The 21,074-nt window shown below is 48.9% G+C and carries 18 protein-coding genes; 2 read left to right on the top strand and 16 right to left on the bottom strand.

Annotated features, from left to right (window positions below):
• Positions 1–44: 44 nt before the first annotated feature.
• From FYJ39_RS01475 to FYJ39_RS01435, 9 genes are all read right to left on the bottom strand, one after another.
• Entirely contained in the window at positions 45–1,661 is a 1,617-nt protein-coding gene (locus tag FYJ39_RS01475) for an NAD(P)/FAD-dependent oxidoreductase (protein ID WP_154470690.1), read from the bottom strand.
• A 2-nt stretch (positions 1,662–1,663) separates the two neighbouring features.
• Entirely contained in the window at positions 1,664–3,040 is a 1,377-nt protein-coding gene (locus tag FYJ39_RS01470; RefSeq protein ID WP_154470689.1) for an aminoacetone oxidase family FAD-binding enzyme, read from the bottom strand.
• A gap of 275 nt (positions 3,041–3,315) precedes the next feature.
• Entirely contained in the window at positions 3,316–3,714 is a 399-nt protein-coding gene (locus tag FYJ39_RS01465) for a hypothetical protein (protein WP_154470688.1), read from the bottom strand.
• 144 nt (positions 3,715–3,858) lie between these two features.
• The gene (locus tag FYJ39_RS01460; RefSeq protein WP_235919697.1) at positions 3,859–5,517 is read right to left on the bottom strand and encodes a putative polysaccharide biosynthesis protein; all 1,659 of its coding nucleotides are present in this window, start codon (positions 5,515–5,517) and stop codon (positions 3,859–3,861) included.
• 33 nt (positions 5,518–5,550) lie between these two features.
• On the bottom strand, positions 5,551–6,711 hold the full coding sequence (locus tag FYJ39_RS01455; RefSeq protein ID WP_154470687.1) for a DUF3048 domain-containing protein: 1,161 nt from the start codon (positions 6,709–6,711) through the stop codon (positions 5,551–5,553).
• Entirely contained in the window at positions 6,708–7,205 is a 498-nt protein-coding gene (ybeY, locus tag FYJ39_RS01450; RefSeq protein ID WP_154470686.1) for an rRNA maturation RNase YbeY, read from the bottom strand. Before ybeY ends, FYJ39_RS01455 begins: the two co-directional genes overlap by 4 nt.
• A 26-nt stretch (positions 7,206–7,231) precedes the next feature.
• Positions 7,232–8,239, bottom strand: coding sequence for a PhoH family protein (locus tag FYJ39_RS01445; RefSeq protein WP_154470685.1), 1,008 nt, complete (start codon positions 8,237–8,239; stop codon positions 7,232–7,234).
• The gene (locus tag FYJ39_RS01440; protein WP_154470684.1) at positions 8,236–9,471 is read right to left on the bottom strand and encodes a sporulation protein YqfD; all 1,236 of its coding nucleotides are present in this window, start codon (positions 9,469–9,471) and stop codon (positions 8,236–8,238) included. Before FYJ39_RS01440 ends, FYJ39_RS01445 begins: the two co-directional genes overlap by 4 nt.
• Positions 9,472–9,503: 32 nt before the next feature.
• Positions 9,504–9,773: a YabP/YqfC family sporulation protein gene (locus FYJ39_RS01435; RefSeq protein WP_154470683.1), complete on the bottom strand. Its 270-nt coding sequence runs from the start codon at positions 9,771–9,773 to the stop codon at positions 9,504–9,506.
• Between the two features lie 144 nt (positions 9,774–9,917).
• Between FYJ39_RS01435 and FYJ39_RS01430 the strand changes: the two genes are divergently transcribed.
• Complete coding sequence (locus FYJ39_RS01430) at positions 9,918–10,826, top strand: DUF4397 domain-containing protein (protein WP_154470682.1); 909 nt, start codon at positions 9,918–9,920, stop codon at positions 10,824–10,826.
• A gap of 76 nt (positions 10,827–10,902) precedes the next feature.
• Here FYJ39_RS01430 and FYJ39_RS01425 read toward each other — a convergent pair whose 3' ends face one another.
• The 7 genes from FYJ39_RS01425 to FYJ39_RS01395 all read right to left on the bottom strand — a co-directional run bounded on the left by FYJ39_RS01425 (position 10,903) and on the right by FYJ39_RS01395 (position 18,900).
• Positions 10,903–11,631 carry a YebC/PmpR family DNA-binding transcriptional regulator gene (locus tag FYJ39_RS01425; protein WP_154470681.1) on the bottom strand — a complete coding sequence of 243 codons (729 nt, stop codon included), beginning with the start codon at positions 11,629–11,631 and terminating at the stop codon, positions 10,903–10,905.
• Positions 11,632–11,759: 128 nt separating this feature from the next.
• The gene (locus FYJ39_RS01420) at positions 11,760–13,142 is read right to left on the bottom strand and encodes an MATE family efflux transporter (protein ID WP_154470680.1); all 1,383 of its coding nucleotides are present in this window, start codon (positions 13,140–13,142) and stop codon (positions 11,760–11,762) included.
• Positions 13,102–14,577 (bottom strand): hemolysin family protein, encoded by a 1,476-nt coding sequence (locus FYJ39_RS01415; protein WP_154470679.1) that lies wholly within the window; start codon positions 14,575–14,577, stop codon positions 13,102–13,104. Before FYJ39_RS01415 ends, FYJ39_RS01420 begins: the two co-directional genes overlap by 41 nt.
• A 357-nt stretch (positions 14,578–14,934) precedes the next feature.
• Positions 14,935–15,282 carry a type II toxin-antitoxin system PemK/MazF family toxin gene (locus FYJ39_RS01410; RefSeq protein WP_178258263.1) on the bottom strand — a complete coding sequence of 116 codons (348 nt, stop codon included), beginning with the start codon at positions 15,280–15,282 and terminating at the stop codon, positions 14,935–14,937.
• A gap of 104 nt (positions 15,283–15,386) precedes the next feature.
• Positions 15,387–16,577, bottom strand: coding sequence for an alanine racemase (gene alr / locus FYJ39_RS01405; protein WP_154470678.1), 1,191 nt, complete (start codon positions 16,575–16,577; stop codon positions 15,387–15,389).
• 44 nt (positions 16,578–16,621) lie between these two features.
• Complete coding sequence (locus tag FYJ39_RS01400) at positions 16,622–18,172, bottom strand: NAD(P)H-hydrate dehydratase (RefSeq protein ID WP_154470677.1); 1,551 nt, start codon at positions 18,170–18,172, stop codon at positions 16,622–16,624.
• A 74-nt stretch (positions 18,173–18,246) separates the two neighbouring features.
• A complete protein-coding gene (locus FYJ39_RS01395; protein WP_154470676.1) occupies positions 18,247–18,900 on the bottom strand; it encodes a redox-sensing transcriptional repressor Rex in 654 nt (217 codons plus the stop codon).
• Positions 18,901–19,071: 171 nt separating this feature from the next.
• On the opposite strand from FYJ39_RS01395, the gene abc-f reads away from it, so the two are divergent.
• On the top strand, positions 19,072–21,051 hold the full coding sequence (gene abc-f, locus FYJ39_RS01390; RefSeq protein ID WP_154470675.1) for a ribosomal protection-like ABC-F family protein: 1,980 nt from the start codon (positions 19,072–19,074) through the stop codon (positions 21,049–21,051).
• Positions 21,052–21,074 lie beyond the last annotated feature (23 nt).

Below are 21,074 nucleotides of genomic sequence, written 5' to 3'. Positions count from 1 at the left end.
CACCAATTTAAAGGCTCCGTCAATTTCTATTGCATTAATTAATTCTAAAATGGAGCAAATCTCCTGATAATTTCTTCCGCGGTTTTCAGGCCGTCCATGGCCGCCGAGGTGATCCCTCCCGCGTACCCAGCCCCCTCCCCACATGGGAAGATCCCCCGGATCGGGCTCTCCATATGCTCGTCTCTTAGGATACGCAAAGGAGAGGAGGTTCTGCTTTCAACTCCTGCAAATACAGCATCAGGACGGTCAAAGCCCTCTATTATATGCCCGAAGTGTTCCATAGCTTCCAAAAGAGCCTGTGAAATAGCTGTGGGAAGCAGCTGCCGTAAATTGGCGAAAGCATATTGTCCCTTAAAAGCAGGCTTTACCTGGCCAAAGCCTCCTGAAACCCGGTTTTCCTTAAAATCACTGTAAAGCTGAACAGGGATTCTTCCATTGCCCAAGGCATAGGCTTTTTCTTCTAGAGCCTGCTGAAGCCGGACGCCTGCCAGCGCTTCCAGCCCCGGCTCCATTTGTGGAAAATCCTCCGGCGTCACCGTAACGATGAGGGCGCTGTTAGCGTTTTCTCCTGCCCTATTGTGATAGCTCATTCCATTCACCGCAAGACGGCCCGGCTCTGAGGATGCGTTAACTACATAGCCGCCAGGACACATACAAAAGGAGTAGACCCCTCTGCCTCCCCTGGTCTGCTTCGTAAGCTTATAGCTGGCCGGCTCCAGCTCTCTGCATTCCTCCATTCCATACTGGCTCTTGTTAATCAGCTTCTGGGGATGCTGTACGCGAAGCCCAAGGGCAAATGCCTTAGCCTCCATAGGAACGCCCCTTAAGCGGAGCATTTCAAAGGTATCTCTGGCACTGTGGCCAGGAGCAAGCACTACAGCCTGAGCTTCAATCTGCCCTTCCGGCTCAGTCATTACGGCTCTAAGACGTCCTCCCTCCAGGATAAAATCCGTGGCCTTCGTTAAAAACCGAAGCTCGCCTCCCAGCTTCTCAATCTCACAACGGATATTTTTAACGATCGCGCTTAGCACATCTGTTCCCACATGTGGCTTATTCACATAGAGAATAGAAGGATCCGCTCCAAATTCCACCAGAATTCGCAGCACCTCACGATTTCGCCCGAAGCTGTCCTTTACCAGAGTATTCAGCTTTCCGTCAGAGAAGGTTCCTGCTCCTCCTTCGCCAAACTGGACATTAGAGAATGGATGGAGCGCCCCGGTCTCCCAAAAGGCTGCCACCCTTGCAGTTCTGGTATCTACATCCTCCCCCTGCTCCAAAATCACAGGCCGGTATCCCCTTCTTGCAAGCGTCAGGCCGCAGAATAAACCGGCAGGCCCCGATCCGATGATAACCGGCGGATGCGTCAAAGAATGAGAGCCGGAAGCAGGGAGGCGGTATACCTGATCCCTCTGAACCACCACATCCCGTTTTTTAAGCTTCTTTACTATTCCCTCCTCCTTCTTGACTCCAGCATTCTTCACAGCTACATCTACAATATAACTGTACATAATATCTGGTTTCTTTCTGGCGTCAATGGATTGCTTTACAAGGTTCAGTCTCTCTATCTCACTCCCCGGTATACCCAGAAGCCTGGCCGCTTTTTCAAGCAGCTCCTGCCTGCTGTGCCCCAGGGGCATTTTTAACTGATTAATACGAATCATAGCTACTCCTTTGTAAACGATTGTTTTTGGGACAATGACCTGACTATGCCTTTATGCCCCTGACCTCCCCTTAAAATGCCGGCTGCCGCCCTTCCGGCTAAAATTCCGCTGGACCAGGCGAACTGAAGGTTATAGCCTCCGCAAATTCCATCCACATCCAGAAGCTCCCCAGTCAGATAAAGCCCTTTCTTAAGCCGCGATTCCATTGTTGACGGATGAATCTCTCTGGTATCCACCCCTCCGCAGCAGGCCTGGGCATTGGTAAAGGGATTGACGCTCATGACAATGGCCTCATAGGATTTCAACTGGGCAAGCAGATGTCCAAGCTCCTTTCCCGTCAGCGCTCCTGACTGTCTGGAAGGGTTGATGCCTGCCAGCTGGATGAGGACAGACGCCAGCTTTTTATTAAGAAGCCCCGTGAACATTTCCTCCACTGTCTTATCCTTAAGGTCTCTGGATCGCTTCTTCAAAAGTCCAAAGCTTTCCTCCTCCTGCCATGAGGGCAGGAAATCAATGCGCACCACTGCCCGTTTCTTCTGATCCAGGGCTTTTGCCGCAAAACGGCTGATTTGAAACACAGGAATCCCGGACAAGCCGTAGTCTGTCAACTGCAGCTCTCCCTTGTCCTCCGCCAGAACGCATCCTGACAGACTGTTTTCATGTAAAATGACTCTTGCCTCTGTCCGGATTCCTGCCAGCTGTCTGTATCGGTTTCCCTGGCATCGAAGCTGCACCAAAGCGGGAAGAGGCTTTATAATACGGTGCCCAAGCTGGTGGGCCAACTCATATCCGCTTCCATCGGAACCGGTTAAAGGAGCGGCCTTAGAGCCGGTTGCCAGAATCAGGGCATCCCCAAAGAGAACGCCCTGGGTTGTGTGCAGTTTGTAAATACAAAATTCTTTTCCCACTTTATCACAATTATTTTGTTTTTTATCCACATTTCCATCCACTTTTATCTTGTTTTTTACATTTAGGCATTCTATCTTACCCACCTTACACGAGGTCAGTATCTTCACACCCAGATGACAGGCCTCCCATATAAGCACGTCCAACACAGCCGCTGCCTGATCGGAATTCGGATAAATATAACCGTTTCTGCTCTTTGGCTCGATTCCAAGTCCCTTAAAAAACTTAAGGGTTTCCTCCACTCCAAAGCCTTCTATGACCTTCATTGGAAAATCCTGCTCATCACACCGATAGCAGGAGGCTTCCATGTGCAGATTCGTCAGATTGCATCTTCCATTTCCTGTGGAAAGGAGTTTCTTTCCCACCCGCTCCATATGCTCCACCAGCGTTACCCTGGCTCCCAGTCTGGCTCCCGCGATGGCAGCCGCCAGCCCTGAGGCCCCTCCTCCTATAATGACTATATGTCCACTCATAATCAATATCGGGCTCCTTCATCTTCATATAAATCTATCACTCATTCTATCTGTTTTCCAGCAACATTTCAACTATTTCCTTTTTCGGTATGCTCCTTTGTAGGACAGCACAACGCCACGCCCGATCAATTACTCCCTTCTTGTAAAAGAAAGAAGCGCAAATGTGGAACACCCGCCGGCGTCTTACACTTACGCTTTTTATAATAGCAAATAATTCCCTCGCTTCAAAGTGCGGCATTATCGTACCATCAAGTTCAGGACCGCTAACTGATTTGTTAACTGGTAAACGATTCCAGATAATGGTATACCTCCATCATGGAAGGAAACCAAATTCCCTCCAACAGCCTGGCACGCTCCTTCTCCGGGAAATCGGTAATCGGTATGTGGGTGTACAGGCAGATGGTGCTTCTGTCGCTGCAGAACACCAGAAGGAAACCAGACTCAGCTACAAGATAATACTCCTCAGCCGGAGCGCTGCTTTCCAGAATCGGCTTTATATTCTCCTGATTCGCAGCAGCCTTATCGCCCATATCGTCGACTGTCTCCGTCTCGATAACCGTATTGGGAACTGCCTGCTCCTGTCTTAAGCTATACCTGGTAATTCCATAACCTACAATGAGACATATAATAGATGTGACTGCAAACAGCAGCAAGCAGTACAAAACCTTTTTCATATTCACTAACCTCCTTATGGGGTATAAGTCACTCTAAGGTTAGTATCTGCTTTCTGCGCTGATTTAATCACACTTTTTTATTTTCTAAACCAGTAAGCTTTTCCAGTATTACCCAGCATCTCCTTTTTCAAATACCTCTCCCACTCATAATAAACGAACCCTTTTAAATAGCCTGACAAGCCTTCTTCCTCCTGGCATTCTCTTAAGCTCCTCCTCTTCCAGGGCATGAAGCTTCACCAGCAGCAGCGCATATACTACCATTGCCGCAGCCACCGGCGGAAGCACCACAACAGCCATCCCCAGCCTTCCTCTCATCAGGTGTTGCGGCAAGGCCCTGTCAATCAGCCGGTACACTCCGTAGGAGGCTCCGCCCATCACCAGGGAACATATCCCTGGCAAAATAAAGGTTTTCTTAATCTCCTGCCTGTATCTGGTATGACGTGTAATAGCCCGTCCATTCATCACGCACATTACAAAGGCAAAAGCAATATTGGCAAAGACCACGCTGTAAATACCCAGCTTAAACACCAGAAGAAATATCTCCAGCGCTGCTACATGGATCATCAGAGCTGCCACGGCGTGGCGGATAGGCAGCTCCATATGATTAAGCCCCTGCAAAATCGCATTGGTAACTGTAGACAGTGAATAAAATACCACTGCCAAAGAGCCAGCCATCGACAACCGTATCAGCATGCTGTTGTCCTCACTGATAAACAAAAGATTGCAAACCGGCTCGGCCAGCACCGTAATACCCACTGCCGCAGGGATGGCTACCAAAAGTGAAAAACGTATTGCGGTTCCGATACGCTCCAGCTTCTCCTTACGGTTCCGGCTGGATACGGATCGGGACAAGGCAGGAATCAAAGATGAGGAAAGGGCATTGGACACAGCCACCGGAATATTAAACAGAAGCTGATACTGTCCCAGGGCTCCCCAGAAGGTTGCTATCTCCTCCTCCTTGTATCCCAGGCCGGCCATTCCCTGACCGAAGAGATAGTTATCTACCACATTAGAGCAGTTGTAGATACCGCTGCTGATCACAATAGGCAGTACAGTAATCGTAAGAATATACATCAGACGCCGGTAGCTTTCTCTTCTTCTAGTCTTGTCCCTCAGAGCAAGCCGCCTTCTCTCTCGTCTCCTGCTGACTGTCAGACAGAGAAAAAACACAAGAGCCGTAAGAGCTCCCGCTCCTGTGCCAATGGTTCCGCCAGCTGCACCCAGGGCATAGGAATAATCCCTATGTTCTCCCATGGAAGCCCCTGCATTAAACAGCAGCCCCGCCGCCGCCACGCTTACGACTGCATTGACAATCTGTTCCAGTATCTGAGATATTGCAGTAGGCACCATGGAGCCCGTCCCCTGGAAATACCCCCTAAGCACCCCAAGATAGGCCATAATCCAGACCGTGGGAGCCAGAGTCTTAAGGGCGAACCGGCTGAGGGGCGTCTTGATCAGCTCCGCAAACAAATCAGCGCCGAACCACAGCACGAGAGCAGCAGCCACTCCCACTATCGTGGCATAAATAAGAGCCGCTTTTAAGATGCGGCTGCAATTCCTGTATTGTCCTTTTGCCATACGGGTGGATATCATCTTTGACACAGCCACCGGCATACTGTAGGAGGACAGGATCAGAAGGATATTATATACGTTAAATGCGGAGGTATAATATCCGTTTCCCTGTTTTCCTATAATATCATTCAGAGGCATTCGGTACAGCATGCCGATGATGCGCACCAGAATACCTGCCATGGCCAGAATACTGCCCTGAATAACAAAATTGGCAGCCTTTTGCTTTTTCATTCTGGAGGTTCTCGCAGTAGGCTTCATATCTCTTTATTGTGCTCCGTCTTTTCCAATTATTTCTGACTTGGCAAAGTCTTTTGTGGATATAATACAAATCCAGGTCTGCCCCTGGTTGAAAACCACCTCATTGTGATCCATATCATAATAATGAGTCACACCGAACTCCCCATCCTTCTCCCAGCTAATAGGGATAGCCCTGCCGTTTGTCATAAAAAAGCCACATTCCGTGGTATGTACATTAAAGCTTATATAATCTGTAGTCGCGTAGTAGCCTGACTGGCAATACTGGAATACTACATTCTTGGCGGTAACAGGGCCCTCGTCTCCTTCATGGACTCCGCCATACTGATAGCGGTGATACAAGCCATCGCTCTCATTATACATAAAATAGGCCTGATTCATATCGTAGCCTGGCTTCAGAGTAAGAGCGTCCATCACTCCTGGCCGTTGATCCAGCACTGCCTCCCGTCCATCTCTCGCAAACAAATAATGGCCCTGGTAGGAGGGGGCATACTCCTGAGAGTATCCCAGCATTTCAATCGCCTTGTGTATCCTGGCTCCGCTGGTATAGGCATTATGTGGCGCCTTTTTATCGCCGCTTCTGTAGTAAGCCGTGGTTCCGATGCCGTCAAGTCCATTGATATTATCCACATTTTTCAAAAAAGGCTTTGCAAAGGTGCTTTGTCCATAATGAGCGTAGATGGCATCAAACTCCCTGGCAAAATAGGTGTAGTAGGTGCGGCAGCTGCGCACAGAACCGATCCGTTCCAGATTATCGTAATCTTCTATGAGAGCCATATACCGGTTCATACCGCCCTCCACAGGCGCCTCATAGACCACTCCGGCCCGGTTGATGCCATACTGGGGCCTGGCTTCCTTGTCGTTGCTCATCATTACTGCCAGAGGACGCCGGTTGCCCTGAAGGACATCTATCATCTGCCCTGTCAGATAGCTTCTTATCATACCCGTTTCTTCCGTCCGCTCACCTGGAAGATAGTATTCCGGTTTGCCCCCCTCAGGATCGGGGTTCTCGTCGGAATAAATGAAAATTTCAGGCTTAGCTTCTGCAGCAGCCGCAGAAACAGCTGTCGCGGAAGACCCGGCTGCGTCCATGGACGCCTCCTTCACACAGCCGGTCAGCAGGCCGGCTGCCGCTATCAGAGCTGCCGCAAGCGTAAGTCCGTCTCTCATCTTACATACCCCCTGCTTTCTAAAATAGCGTCCTGGCGCCGCTCCATCTCAGCCCGCTCCCCCTCCTCCATGTGGTCGTACCCCAACAGGTGGAGCATACTGTGAGCCACCAGAAAGGCCAGTTCTCTGGTCTGGGAATGGCCGTAGCTCTCTGCCTGTCCCTCCACCTTGTCCACAGAAATAACAATATCTCCCAGCATCAGCTCGCCTGTCTCAGGATTGAAGTAATCCTCCACAGCGTCCTCCACATGGTTAAAGTCCGAGGGTACGTTATAGTCCACCAGCGGAAATGAGAGCACATCTGTAGGAGCGTCCAGTCCCCGATACTCTTTATTCATCACCCGGATGGCTTCGTTATCCGTCAGTATTACGTTAATCTCCGCTTCATAAGGACATTCCTCATAGTCCAAAGCAGCCAGGACAATCTCCCGGATAATAGTTTCAAAAGGAAGCTCCAGCTTTTTTTCCGCTTCGTATTCAATGGCTATCGTCATAGGCGTTTCCTTTCCTGCAGCCTTATTTAAGACCGCCCTTTTCTTCTGTGTCCTCTGCCCGGAACAGAGGAAGGGGTATTTTTCTGCTCATAGGCATCATAGGCCTGTACAATTTTCTGCACCAGTGGATGGCGCACAACATCCGAGGTGGTAAGATAGCAAAACCCGATATCCTCAATATGCTTTAACACCTTTAACGCCGTGTCCAGCCCCGACGCTGCTCCTGATGGCAAATCCTTCTGAGTCCTGTCACCCGTGATAATAACCTTGGAGCCAAAGCCGATTCTTGTGAGAAACATCTTCATCTGGGCAGGGGTGGTATTTTGCGCCTCATCCAGAATAATATAAGCATTGTCCAGGGTCCGGCCTCTCATATAAGCCAGAGGCGCCACCTCAATCAGTCCCTTCTCTGAATTATGAAGGAAGCTCTCCGCCCCCATAATTTGATACAGTGCATCGTAGAGCGGCCGCAGATAGGGATCGATCTTGCTCTGGAGATCTCCTGGCAGAAAGCCCAGTTTCTCTCCCGCTTCAATGGCAGGACGGGTCAGTATAAGCCTGCCCACCTCTCCGTTCTTAAAAGCCTGGATAGCCATGGCCATGGCAAGGTAGGTCTTTCCTGTGCCTGCGGGCCCTATTCCGAAAACAATCATTTTGCCGCGAATAGCATCCACATAGCTCTTTTGTCCCAGTGTCTTTGGCTTAACAGGCCTTCCAGCGGCAGTACGGCAGATAATATCCTTATCCATCTCCAGAATCTGTCCGTCATTTTCTGTAAAGGACAGGGACAGCGCATAATCTACGTTCTGCTCCGTAATGGTATTCCCCCGTCTGGAAAGCTCAATCAGGTTCTGGAATACGCTCTTAGCTTGACGTATGGTCTGTTCAGGCCCAATCAGCTTAATCTCCCCGTTCCTTGCAATCATAGTAACATGGAGGGTGCGTTCTATTTTCTTTAAGTAAGCGTCAAATTGTCCGCATACATTTCTTTCATGGTCAACAGGAATATCAATCAAGGTTTCAATCACACTCATTGGGCTGTCTTCGTCTCCTCTAATTCTGTCGTTGGTTCCTCTAACGGCCGGGTCTTGACAATGGATTCTTCTGTAATTAAACTTCCCAATATCCGGCACTCGGATACACTTGTTTCTATTCTATCATTATTTTCAAGAATGTGTACCCCTTTTTCCTTTAAATTTTCGACAAACTGGTAATTTATGGATTTGGACAAATGCAATAGCTCATCTTTTGTATAGTTTCTTTCATAGGACGCCATCTCCCTGCCATGAATGTTACCAAAATACACGGGAAGATAAAAGTTGGAAAATAGTTTAAGCTGCTTCTCCTCCATAGCATAGTCCCATTCTCCTTCCCCCTTTACAGGCATCAGGCAGGTAAAGGACCATGATCCGGCTTTCACATAGAAGCCTCTGCGCTTTCGGCCTGTTTCTACCCGCTCTCTGTGAAGAAGAGGAAATGTCTTTTCATACTCTCTGGCAGTTCTGGCATAGATATCCGCGTCTGCCTGTACCTGATAGGCATTTACCTCCTCCTCGCTGTCATTGACAATAGGAACCCGGCCGCTTACCAGTACCTGCCCCTCCTCCACCTCATCTCCCACCGCTACCTGCGGAATTCCAGAACGGACTATCATATGTGTGATGGTTCCTGCCTGGGCTGCCACAATATCGCAAGGTTTCTCGTCCTTTTCAGGAATGGATGAGAGAACCTCATTTTCCTTAATATGTATCAGCAGCCGGGTACCCGATACTCTTGCTGACACCCAGGTGATCTCTGGAAAACTGGTACGAAAGGACGCCTCCAAATCCTCACAGTTAATCCTGGACTTCAACATTCCATAATCTATATCCTGCGTGTCCAGATACCGCAGAAGGGTATCGCAGGTATAGTGGTAATTCCCCTCGAACCGGATATCCCAGATAAACAGGCTCATAACATAGAGAAGAATAAAAAAAGCTCCGATGCCAGCTGCAAAATACCAGCGTTTCCTGTTCTTATAAATAAAAAAGGGCAGGCCATAGCGGCCAATGATATGAAGCCTTACCTGGGCCTTGCGCACCAGAGGCTTTACCCGCCGGTAGCCCTCCACCGTCATATAAAATTCATAATCCCCGTCCCGGCTGCAGAGAATTCCCCAAACCTCCAGCCCCCTGGCATTGCAAAGATTTAAGAATCGCTCCGGTGAATATCCGTGAAGACGGAGCCTTACATATCCTTTCCAGTTATGTAACAGCCCTATAATCAAGCCGTCCCCTCCTTACAGGCGCCCAGGCTGATCTAGCACTGAAATTCCAGAGAGCCAATCTGCCCGGTTATTTTCATTTCTTCAGGCGTATAGTAGTCGATTCTCAGACGGCTTCCGTGAATAAGAACCTTGTAATTTCTGGCCTGGAGCTTTACCAGGGTATCTGTATATAGAAGGATGCTCCTGTAATTTTCCACATTTACCTGGGTTTTGCCTACAAAGCTTACCAGCACGTCTCCCAGAATCACGTCCCTGGGCAGCCCTAGTGCAGACACAGCTGTTTTCCTTGGGTCCCATGACATACACTCCACGCTCCTGATACACTGGTTCCTTTTATTATATGCAAACGTCAGAAAAAAATGCTGCCCCCTTTTTTCCGGAAGCTGGGTACCTTTTCCCGCTTTTATGAATATCTTATACTGAATCGAATTATCAACGAGGCTTTTATGAACAATCAGTCCTATCATACAGACAGAACCAACGAATACCCAGATTCCATAGTAAGCGCTGCCGAGTCCAACGAAGCCGGCATTCCGGTAATTCCCCTTCCCAATCCAGGAGAGGGCGGTCCTGTGGAAAGCGGCCCCGCAAATGACAACGAAGCCAATATTCCAGTGATTCCCCTCCCCAATCCAGGAGAAGGCGGTCCTGTATTCAGCGGCAACAACTTCCCTCCCATTTTCCGCCCTGTATTTCCTGGAGGAACCGGCGGAGCAATAACAGTTATACCAGGAATCACCTTCCCATGCTTTAACTGTACTAGCAACAGATTCGGCAGGGTTCGGTTCCTGAACACGTCCACCGGTTATCAGCCATTTTATGTATATCTTGGAAACTGGCTGGTAGCAAGCCAACTTGGCAACGGCGATATAACCAGCTATGTACAGTCTGACTCCGGCAGTCAGACCATTACCGTATCTGGAGCCAACGGCTATATTTATATCCAAAAGAGCATTCAGGTCAGAGCCGGCTCTGCCATGACCGTTGCAATCATCAACACAGCAAGCGGCCTGGACATTATGGAAATCTCTGATATTTCCTGCAGCGCACCTTCCGGCACCAGCTGTCTTCGTGCCTGCAACCTGTCTGAGAATCTAGGCCCCTTTGACGTATCCATTGGTAATCAGAACAACTCTTACACTGCCTTCACCAATGTGCGCTACCGTGAGGTAACCCCTTATACCAGCTTTTATCCAGGCTGGTATCAGATCTTTATCTCCCGCACCGGCTCCTTCCCTGGCCGCGCTGTGGCTACCGCCTCCGCAAATATGAGCGCAAACACTTCATACACTCTCTATATCTTCAACGCTCCCACTTCTACCGAGGGACTTCGGACTATGGTCGTGTCCAACTAATTTTATAGGTCAAAGTAAAAAAGCGCGGTGACAGGCAACCCTTTTCTGTCTGTCACCGCGCCTTTTAAAGGCCCCTTTACTCATCCCAATTATGGTATACTGCCTGAACATCATCATCCTCGTCCAGCAAATCCAGCGTCTTTGTCAGCCTTTTGATTTCCTCCTCATCCGTAAGCTTAACCCAGGTCTGAGGAATCATCGTCACAGACGCCTCCAGCATGGGAATATTCTGCGCCTCCAGAGCCTCTCTCACCGCACTAAACGTCTCAGGAGAAGTGATAACCTCGTAGCTGTCCTCCTCCTCGGAAAAATCCTCCGCCCCTGCATCCAGAGACAGCATCATCAGTTCATCCGGTTCCAGACCGCACGCTTCCCGATCAATGAGAATCTGACCTTTCTTGTCAAACATGTAGGACACGCTTCCCGGTGTTCCTACATTGCCGTTTCCCTTGGTGAAGGCGCTTCTTACATTGGCTGCCGTACGGTTTTTATTATCTGTAAGAGTATCTACAATAATGGCTACACCACTGGGACCATACCCCTCATATGTAAGGGATTCGTAGTTGACCGCAGCCGCGTCCCCTGCTGCCTTCTTAATTCCGCGGTCAATGGTATCATTGGGCATATTGTTAGCCTTTGCCTTGGCAATGACATCACGAAGCTTGCTGTTATTGGCCGGGTCAGCCCCCCCTTCCTTAACAGCTACGGCAATCTCGCGTCCGATTACAGTAAAAATCTTACCCTTTGCAGCATCATTGCGCTCCTTCTTATGTTTAATATTTGCAAATTTTGAATGTCCTGACATTGGTAAAACACCCTTTCTTAATTCCTCTATAAAGCCTGCGGCTCAATACCGTATGGTATGAGTATCCTCTCTATCTTAGCACGATTTTTTTAATATGACAAGTAAAAACAGCGCCCCAGGCACAGCCTTTACTGAATCTCTGCCGTCAGATTCTTAAGCCATTTTTTCTGACGGTAACGTATATACCCCGCAACCGTCTTATAGATCTCCTCCACCATTACAAGAGCGTACACCGTGTAGATAGGAAGCCGCCAAACCAAAGCTCCCAAAAAGGCCAGAGGCACGCCGAAGCACCAGACCCCGGAGGTATCCAGAAACAGACACATTTTAGTATCCCCGCCACTTCGCAACACTCCTACGATATTGATATAGTTAAACATTTTGGATGGCATATAGGCAACAAACACCAGAATACAGAGATTCACATCATTTGCCACCTCAGGCCTAATATTGTATAGGCTGATAATGGGCCATCGGATGGCAAGCACTATGGCAGCGGCCACAAGCATCGCTATAAACTGCAGGATAAAAAACTGCGTGGCATATTTCTCCGCCCGTTTCAGCTTTCCCGCTCCCAATTCATTTCCCAAAATAACTGCCGTTGCGGCGCTCACTCCCTGGAACAGCACCACCACAAGATCCTGAATGGTGGTGGCAATGGTGATAGCGGCTACCGCCTCGTCTCCCATCCGCCCGTAGGCCAGAGAGTAAAGAGTGGTTCCAAGGCCCCACATAAACTCATTGGCAATTACCGGAGCCGCTGTAATGGCAAACTGTCTCACAAATCGTTTGCTCCACCCAAAGAGATCTGCAGGTCCGCAGGCCAGAGGCAGCTTTTTTCTGTACACATAAGCAATGATTAAGCATATCTCAAGAACACGGGCTATGAGAGTCGCCACGGCAGCGCCGACCACTCCCAGGGCCGGCGCCCCCAACTTCCCAAAAATCAGGATATAGTTCAACACAATGTTCAGCATAATTGCGACACAGCTGCTGATAACCGGAAACACCACTTTATTAACAGCTCTGAGCATTGCCACATATACAGAGGTAAGGGCAATAAACGGATACGTCAATGCAGCAATTCTAAGATACCTGGCTCCCAGTTCAATACTGCTTGCGCTGGTTGTAAAAATACGCATAACCAGCTCAGGACAAAGAGTTGCAGGCGCCACAAAAAACAATGCACCTACCAAAGCCATCAATATGGAAAGCCCCAGCACCTTTCTTATACCCTTTATATCCCCGCTGCCCCAAAACTGGGCAGCTAAAATTCCCGCTCCGCTGACAATACCAAAGATTAAAAGATTGAACACAAAAAAGACCTTATTGGCCAGCCCTACCGCCGCAATAGCAGTTGCCCCCAAAGTGCCGATCATCAGGGTATCCACCAGATTCACCAAAGTGTTAAGCATTCCTTGTAGAGCTACAGGACAGGCAATAATCAAAGCCTTCCTTAAAAATCTGCTGTCACGAAGCATCTCCTTCGTGCTCTCTATGAGCTGTGTCATATTCCTCTCTCTCCGTCTCGTTCCTGTGCCCCTTACCGTCCTCCTTTACCGATAGGGGACGTACAAGAACGCTTTCTATCATTTTATTTCCGGCCTTCATAACCTTAAACTGAAAGCCTCCGTAATCCACCTCAGGACTTTCATTCTCCTGAGGAATACGATCCAGACGCGATATCAGATATCCATTTAGGGTATCGTATGTATCGCTGTCCTCCTGAGAAAACTCCATATCTAGAGTCTCCATCACATCCTCCAAGGGAGTAAGCCCGCTCATCAGAAAGGAGCCATCCTCCATGGCTGTAATGAATTCCTCCTCCTCATCGTACTCATCCATGATGTTTCCCACAATTTCTTCCAATATATCCTCCATAGTCAGGAGGCCCGCTGTCTGGCCGTACTCATCCACTACAATCTCCATGTGGATTTTGCCTGACTGCATTTCTTTAAAAAGGGTGTCAATGCTTCTGGTCTCAGGAATGAAATTAGCCTCTCTCAAAAGTCCTGGAATCTCCCTCAGCATCTTTCCCCTGTTTTTCTCCTTTTCTGCGGCTGTCATCGCGTCTCTTAGATGAAGAATGCCGATAATATCATCTATGTCCTTTCCATACACGGGATAACGGGTATTAATGCCTTCATTGAGGATAAAATCCACCGCATCCATTAATCTCATGGCTCCGTCCAGGGCCGTCATATTCGTGCGGTGCGTCATAATATCGGAAGCTTCCTTATCTCCTAATTCAAAGATATTAGTGATCATCTCCGTCTCATCCGCCTCCAGAATGCCCTGCTCATGGCCCTCATTTACCATGGACATGATATCTTCCTCTGTGACATTGTCCCCGTCATCTGTAATATCTACACCAAACAGCTTCAAAACCAAGGCCGACACCAGGGTTATAGCTTTCGTCAGGGGCAGGAACAGGCCTGCGAAGAACAGGACAACGGGCAGCATATGGTAGCCCCACTTTTCCGGCTCCTTGGCCGCCAGCCTCTTAGGTATAATGATGCCGAAGCTAATAATTATCAAAAGGAGAACCAGCGTCACCATCGCCATAAAAATCCCCTGCTCCCACCACTGGGAGCTAGTGTACCAGCGCTGTCTGAGAGCTGCCTCCAGCTCAGAAGCATCTGCCCGGGCCAGAGGCCTAAAAAGCATCACATGATTCATAAGCTCCCGTACCTGTACAGGCAGAATTACGGCGCCTGTAACCATACCAATCAGATGAGTTGTTATCTGAATGGTGTGAACAAACCGGCCCGGCCGGTTTACTATCTCTAAAAGCCGTAAAGCCTTGTGATTGCCGGATTCGGCCTCATCCTCCAGCTTTCCCTCGTTTATATTCTGAATCGCTGAACCAAACCCGTAAAACACTGCCTCCAGAAGAATAAATCCGATCAGAACCAGTATGCTGGCAGGCGAATAACCATCGTCCATAATATAAATAGACTCCTTTCATACGCATGAAGCTCTGCCTCTGTCCGGCAAAAGGCCTGTCCACGGCAGCAGCTTCCTCCGCTACGTTCAAAGCTAACAAGCAGAGCAATACCCCTCACATCACGGCATAGCTCTGCTTATAATATCATTTTATTTAAATTTCGTCAATGGCAGCTACACTTTAGCTTTCGCAGCTTTCTTCATTCCCTGCCTCCTGTGTTCTCCCACTGCATAGCGTTTTAAGAGAGAGGCAGCGCAAGTAAAAGCAGGTGCAAGCGGTAAAAATCAATACCGCCTGCACCTGATAAAAAATTCAAACGTATCTGTATGGGTATCCACCTATCCGGAACTGCCCTCTTATGTACGCAGTTCCAGACTAATCATTAGAGCCTCATCCACCCGCTTTTGCAGCTCCTGGTCTATATGACAGATTTTCTCCTTCAGCCTCTGCTTGTCAATGGTTCGAAGCTGCTCCAGGAGAATAACGGAATTTTTAATCATGTCGCACCTTCTGGCGTTCAGCTCCACATGGGTAGGTAGCTTGGCTTTATTCATACGGGATGTGATCGCTGCGCAGATAACCGTTGGACTGTGCTTATTGCCTACATCGTTTTGTATAATGAGCACAGGACGCACTCCCCCCTGCTCCGATCCTACCACCGGCCGCAAATCCGCATAATAAATGTCACCACGTCTGATAATCACACTGTTCACACTCCGTCGATTGATTCAACTTTAGTATTGACATATTTCTCAGGTATATACATTTATCATATGAGCCAGAGGCCGATTTGGAGCCTGGTAGGCTTTTACATATATCCAAAGTCCTGATAGACATCGTTAAAGTAATCCTTTGTCCCTACGACAGAACCATGTCTTAAGTAGACTCTTGGCACCCGCTTTCCAATGCCGCAGAGTATTTCATAGTGGAAACCTTCGCTAAGGTCTGCCAGTTCCTCCACAGTTATCCTTTCCCTCATATCCTTTCCTATCAGTGTCACCTGGTCATTTTCTTCCGCTTCAGGTATATCCGTCACATCCACCATAAACTGATCCATGCAGACACGGCCAAGAATTCTGGCCCGCTGTCCATGAATCAGGACGCTTCCCTTATTTGAAAGTCCTCTGGGATAACCGTCCCCGTAGCCTGTGGGAATCGTAGCCACCTTCATGGTGTTCTTCGCTACAAAGGTTCCGCCATAGCTTACAGCTGCCCCTGGCTCTATGGTCTTTATACAGGAAATAAAGCTTTTCAGCTCCATGGCCGGAAGCAGCTTCACCCTCTCCCGGCTCACCTCACCAGAGGGATACAGTCCATAGATGGATATGCCCGCTCTTACCATATCAAGTTCATTAGACGCCAATCCCTCCACAATCCCGGCGCTATTGGAGCAGTGACGGATGGGAATTGTGATTCCCCGGGACAGCAGCTTATGAGAAAATGCCTCATAAGCCTGAAACTGAGCCTCATAAGCAGTCTTATCCAGCTCGTCGGCTCTGGCAAAATGAGTGAACAGCCCCTCCAGCCTGATTCCTGGCAGACAGCTCATAGTATAAACCAAATCAGCAGACTCCTGGGTGGGAGACATTCCAATGCGGTTCATTCCCGTATCCAAAGCCAGATGGACAGATGCCTGCCTTCCTCTTTTTACAGCTGTTTCGGAAAGCTTTTCAGCCTCTTCAAGCCGAAACACCGTTGGATGAATGTCATAAAGCAGCAGATCCTCATAATAGCTTTCATGGGTTATGCCCAGTATCATAATCATTTTCCCAATGCCGTGCCGGCGCAAAAGAATCGCCTCATCTATGGTAGCTACCGCATAGCCCTCTACATAAGGGGCGATGGCTTTGGCTACCGGCACAGAGCCGTGTCCATAGCCGTCTGCTTTTACAACGCCCATAATAGCAGTAGAGGCGGGCAGGCTCTCCTTCATGGACTTCATATTAGATACAACGGCATCTAAATTCACAGTTGCAAACACTCTGGTATAGGGTATCATTTTGATTTGCCTCCTGGTTTTCCTATCTTCATTACACAATGCTTTTAAACCTGCTTCATAGCCTTCCCAATACAGTCTGCCAAATCCGAAGCAAGCAGGCTGTGCTGCCCCTTCAGCTTTGCCGCTTCCTCTCCGGCTCTGCCGTGAAGGTAAACGCCCATTACCGCCGCGTCCTCTTCCATTCCAATAGCAATCAGTCCGGCAATGATCCCTGTAAGCACATCCCCTGACCCTGCCTTTGCCATAGCGCTGCTGCCGCTGGAATTGATATAAATTCCAGCGGCCTTTCCGGCTACTACCGTAGCCGCATCCTTTAGCACGCAGGTGATTCCATACCTGTCTGCATAGGCCTTAGCTGCTGCTGCCACATTCTCCTGAATATCAGCTATGGACTCCCCTGTAAGCCGTGCCATCTCTCCCAGATGAGGAGTGATTGTGATGCTTTCCGTATAGTAGGAGGTGAGATAAGGATGAGCCGCAATGGTATTCAAACCATCTGCGTCAATAATCACCGGCACATGGGCGCTGGTCATTATATCCTCTACCAGATATTCTACATAAGGCTCTCTGCCCAAACCCGGCCCCAGAACCACCACGTCGGCCCAGCTCATCTGCTCCTCGATCATTCGTTCAAATTTCTCTCTTTCTTCCATCAGCTGCTTTGCAGTATAGGTGTCAATAATAGCCTCAGGAAGACGCTGCTGTAAGATCTCCCGGTTCTCCTCCACCGTGAGAAGCTTTACAAGTCCCGCTCCTGTGCGGTAGGCGGCCAAGGCGCTTAGATATGCGGCTCCGCACATGTTTTTAGAACCTGCCGCTATAAGAACCCTTCCGAAGGTGCCTTTATTGGAATAGGCCGGGCGGCCTGGTATCCGTTTTAAATCCTTCTCATCACAGGTAAACATATATTCACCAGTTCCGTTCTTTTTCACCACAGCAAGCGCCTGGCTGGGAAGGCCAATATCTGCCATAACCACACGGCCTCCATAGCTTCTTCCCGGATATAATACAGTTCCTGCCTTCTCCCAGCCAAAGGTAACTGTCACATCAGCCTTTACAGCGGCTCCCATTACTGCTCCCGTATCTGAATGAATCCCTGATGGCATATCCACTGAAGCTACTTTGGATGCGCCTGACTCTGCCGCCATGACCAGACACTCCTTGAAGTCTCCTTCCACTGGCCTGGTAAGCCCCACGCCAAATACCGCATCTATTAAAATATCGCAGCTTTCTCCCTTTGCCCTTTGCCACTCTCGTACCACTACGCCTACATGCCGGGCAATATCAAGCTGAACCTTACACTCATCACTCTGACGCCCCGGATCTCCTGCCATAAGGATTTCCGCCTGATACCCCTCCAGGCAGAGAATTCTGGCCGCAGCCACTCCGTCCGCGCCGTTGTTGCCCGGTCCGCACAAAGACCAGATCCGTACCTGTCCGGCCTCCTTCCCCTTTAGCTCTGCAGCCAGACGCTTCACCTCTTTCACGACTGCCATAGCGGCCCGCTCCATAAGAACCAGCGAAGGGATTCCTATGGTATGGATGGTATATGCGTCAATTTCTTTCATCTGCCTTCCGGTTACAAGAGCCCTCATACTCCATACCTCCTAACTTTAACTGCAAAAAGCCGGCAAGCGAAAGGATTCTTTCTTTGCTTGCCGGCGCTAGCTTACTTAATTTTTTCTGGCTCCTGGTCATACATACTGCACACCCGGTAGGACAAGCGCATCAGACTTTCTGACAAATGTACATTCTCCACTACCACACCCTCCGGAACTACCAAATCGGTATGGGCGAAATTCCAGATAGCCTTTATTCCAGCGTTTACCAGACGCTGCGCAATTTCAGGCGCTTTGGTCTTAGGGATCGTCAATGCCGCAATCTGGATTTCATTTTCCCTAATAAAATGTTCCAGGTCATCTACAGAGCGGACTTCGATTCCACGGATTACCAGGCCAATAAGCTTCGGATTAATATCAAACATCCCCTTGATAACGAAGCCCCTCCGCTCAAAATTTGTATAATTGGCAATGGCCTGCCCTAAATTTCCCGCTCCGATAATAATCAGGTTATGCTGCTGGTCAATGCCAAGTATCCTGGCAATCTCTGAATAAAGGTACTTTACATTGTAACCATACCCCTGCTGTCCAAATCCCCCGAAATTGTTTAAATCTTGACGAATCTGAGAAGCCGTTACCTTCATCCTGGCGCTCAGTTCATTGGAAGAAATCCGCTCCACTCCCTCCTCAATCAGCTCTCCTAAATAACGGTAATAACGGGGCAGCCTAGAAATCACTGCCTTCGATATTTCCTTGCGCTCCATCGCTCCACCTTCCCCTTACGTTGTCTGTAAACTTTAATGGTTCTATTATAAACATCCGTCAAAAAAATGTCAAATCATGTTTCAGGATGTTCTTGAAAAAATAATCGGCATATATTATACTTGTGGAAGCGCAGCAGCGTGAAATAATGGAGTTTTTATAAGGAGCTTATCATGCTTTTATCATGCAGCAATATAAGTAAATCCTTCGGGGAAAAGGAAATTTTAAGGGGGGTGTCCTTCCACCTGGAGGAGCACGAAAAGGCAGCCATTGTAGGAATTAACGGCGCAGGAAAATCCACCCTGCTAAAAATCATCATAGGAGAACTGACAGCCGATCAGGGAACGGTTGCCTTATCCAGAGGCGCCACAGTGGGGTATTTGTCCCAGCATCAGGATCTGGAGGACAGGCACACCGTCTATGAGGCTCTTTTAGAGGTCAAAAGGGATGTTCTTTTAATGGAGGAACGGCTTCGCAGCCTGGAGCATCAGATGAAAATCGTATCCGGCAGGGAGCTGGAAGCCATGCTGGCAGAGTACAGCCGGTTAAGCCACGCCTTTGAGTTAGCTGAGGGCTATGCCTGCCAAAGCGAAATCACAGGTATTTTAAAAGGGCTTGGATTTTTGGAGGAGGAATTTACGAAGCCTGTACATGCGCTCTCCGGCGGACAAAAAACACGTGTCTCCCTAGGTAAGCTTCTTTTAACAAAGCCCAATGTTCTTCTTCTGGACGAGCCCACTAACCATCTGGATATGGAATCGGTCTCCTGGCTGGAAACTTATCTTAAAACCTACGGGGGCAGTGTACTTATTGTGGCTCATGACCGTTATTTTCTGGATCGTGTGGCAACAAAAATTATCGAGCTGGACAATGGCTTAGGAACTGTTTTTGCAGGCAACTACTCTGCTTACAGCGATAAAAAGGCTATGCTTCGGGACGCTAAGATCCGGGCCTACTTAAACCAGCAGCAGGAAATCAAGCATCAGGAGGCAGTTATCGCTAAGCTTAAGTCCTTTAACAGAGAAAAATCCATCCGCAGGGCTGAGAGCCGTGAAAAAATGCTGGATAAATTAGAACGTCTGGATAAGCCTGTGGAAATCAATGACTCCATGAACATCCGTCTGGAGCCGGATGTAGTAAGCGGCAATGACGTACTTACTGTTACGGATCTGTCTAAATCCTTTGACAATCAGACGCTTTTCACCAACGCGAGCTTTGAGATAAAGCGTGGGGAGCGGGTAGCCATTATCGGCAGCAATGGCGCCGGGAAGACAACCTTGCTGAAAATTATCAACGGACTTATCTCTGCCGACAGCGGAGAAGTCCGTATCGGCGCCAAGGTTCATATGGCTTACTATGACCAGGAGCACCAGGTGCTGCACATGGATAAAACTCTTTTTGCCGAGATCCAGGATACCTACCCCAATATGAACCATACGCAGATCCGCAGCACACTGGCTTCCTTCCTCTTTACCGGTGATGATGTATTTAAGCTGATAGGGGATTTAAGCGGCGGCGAACGGGGCCGCGTTTCCTTAGCCAAGCTGATGCTTTCAGACGCGAATTTTCTGCTTCTGGACGAGCCTACCAACCATCTGGACATCACCTCCAAGGAGATTCTGGAAAGCGCTCTGAACCGGTATACCGGAACTGTACTCTATGTATCCCATGATCGGTATTTTATTAACCGGACTGCTACCAGAATCCTGGATCTTACAGGCCGGTCCCTCATTAACTATATTGGTAACTATGATTATTATCTGGAAAAGAAGGAAGATGTAGAAGCCGCATACTCAGCTAGTGTGAAAGCTTCCTCCCAGTTCTCCCCATCCTTGCCCTCTGGCTCTGCCGCTGTTAAAAATCCAGCCTTTCACCCCGGCATCCAAAAAGCAGACAAAATTGTAAAGCAGGACTGGAAATCACAAAAAGAAGAACAGGCCCGACAGAGAAAACGCCAGAATGCCCTTAAGAAGGCTGAGGCTTCCATCAGCAGCCTGGAAGCCAGAGACAGCGAAATCAACGAACTGCTCTCCAGAGAGGAGGTATACACAAACGTAGCTCGTCTTGTAGAGCTTAATCAGGAAAAGGAAGAGCTGGCTTCCCGGCTGGAGGCGCTCTATGAACAGTGGGAACAGCTGGCTGAGGAAACCTGAAGCTACCTCCTGTTAGTTGCTTT

This window comes from Clostridium porci (assembly GCF_009696375.1).
Classification (GTDB): domain Bacteria; phylum Bacillota; class Clostridia; order Lachnospirales; family Lachnospiraceae; genus Enterocloster; species Enterocloster porci.
The sequence above is the reverse complement of the archived record's forward strand: the minus strand, read 5'-3'. Positions and strand labels throughout refer to the sequence as shown.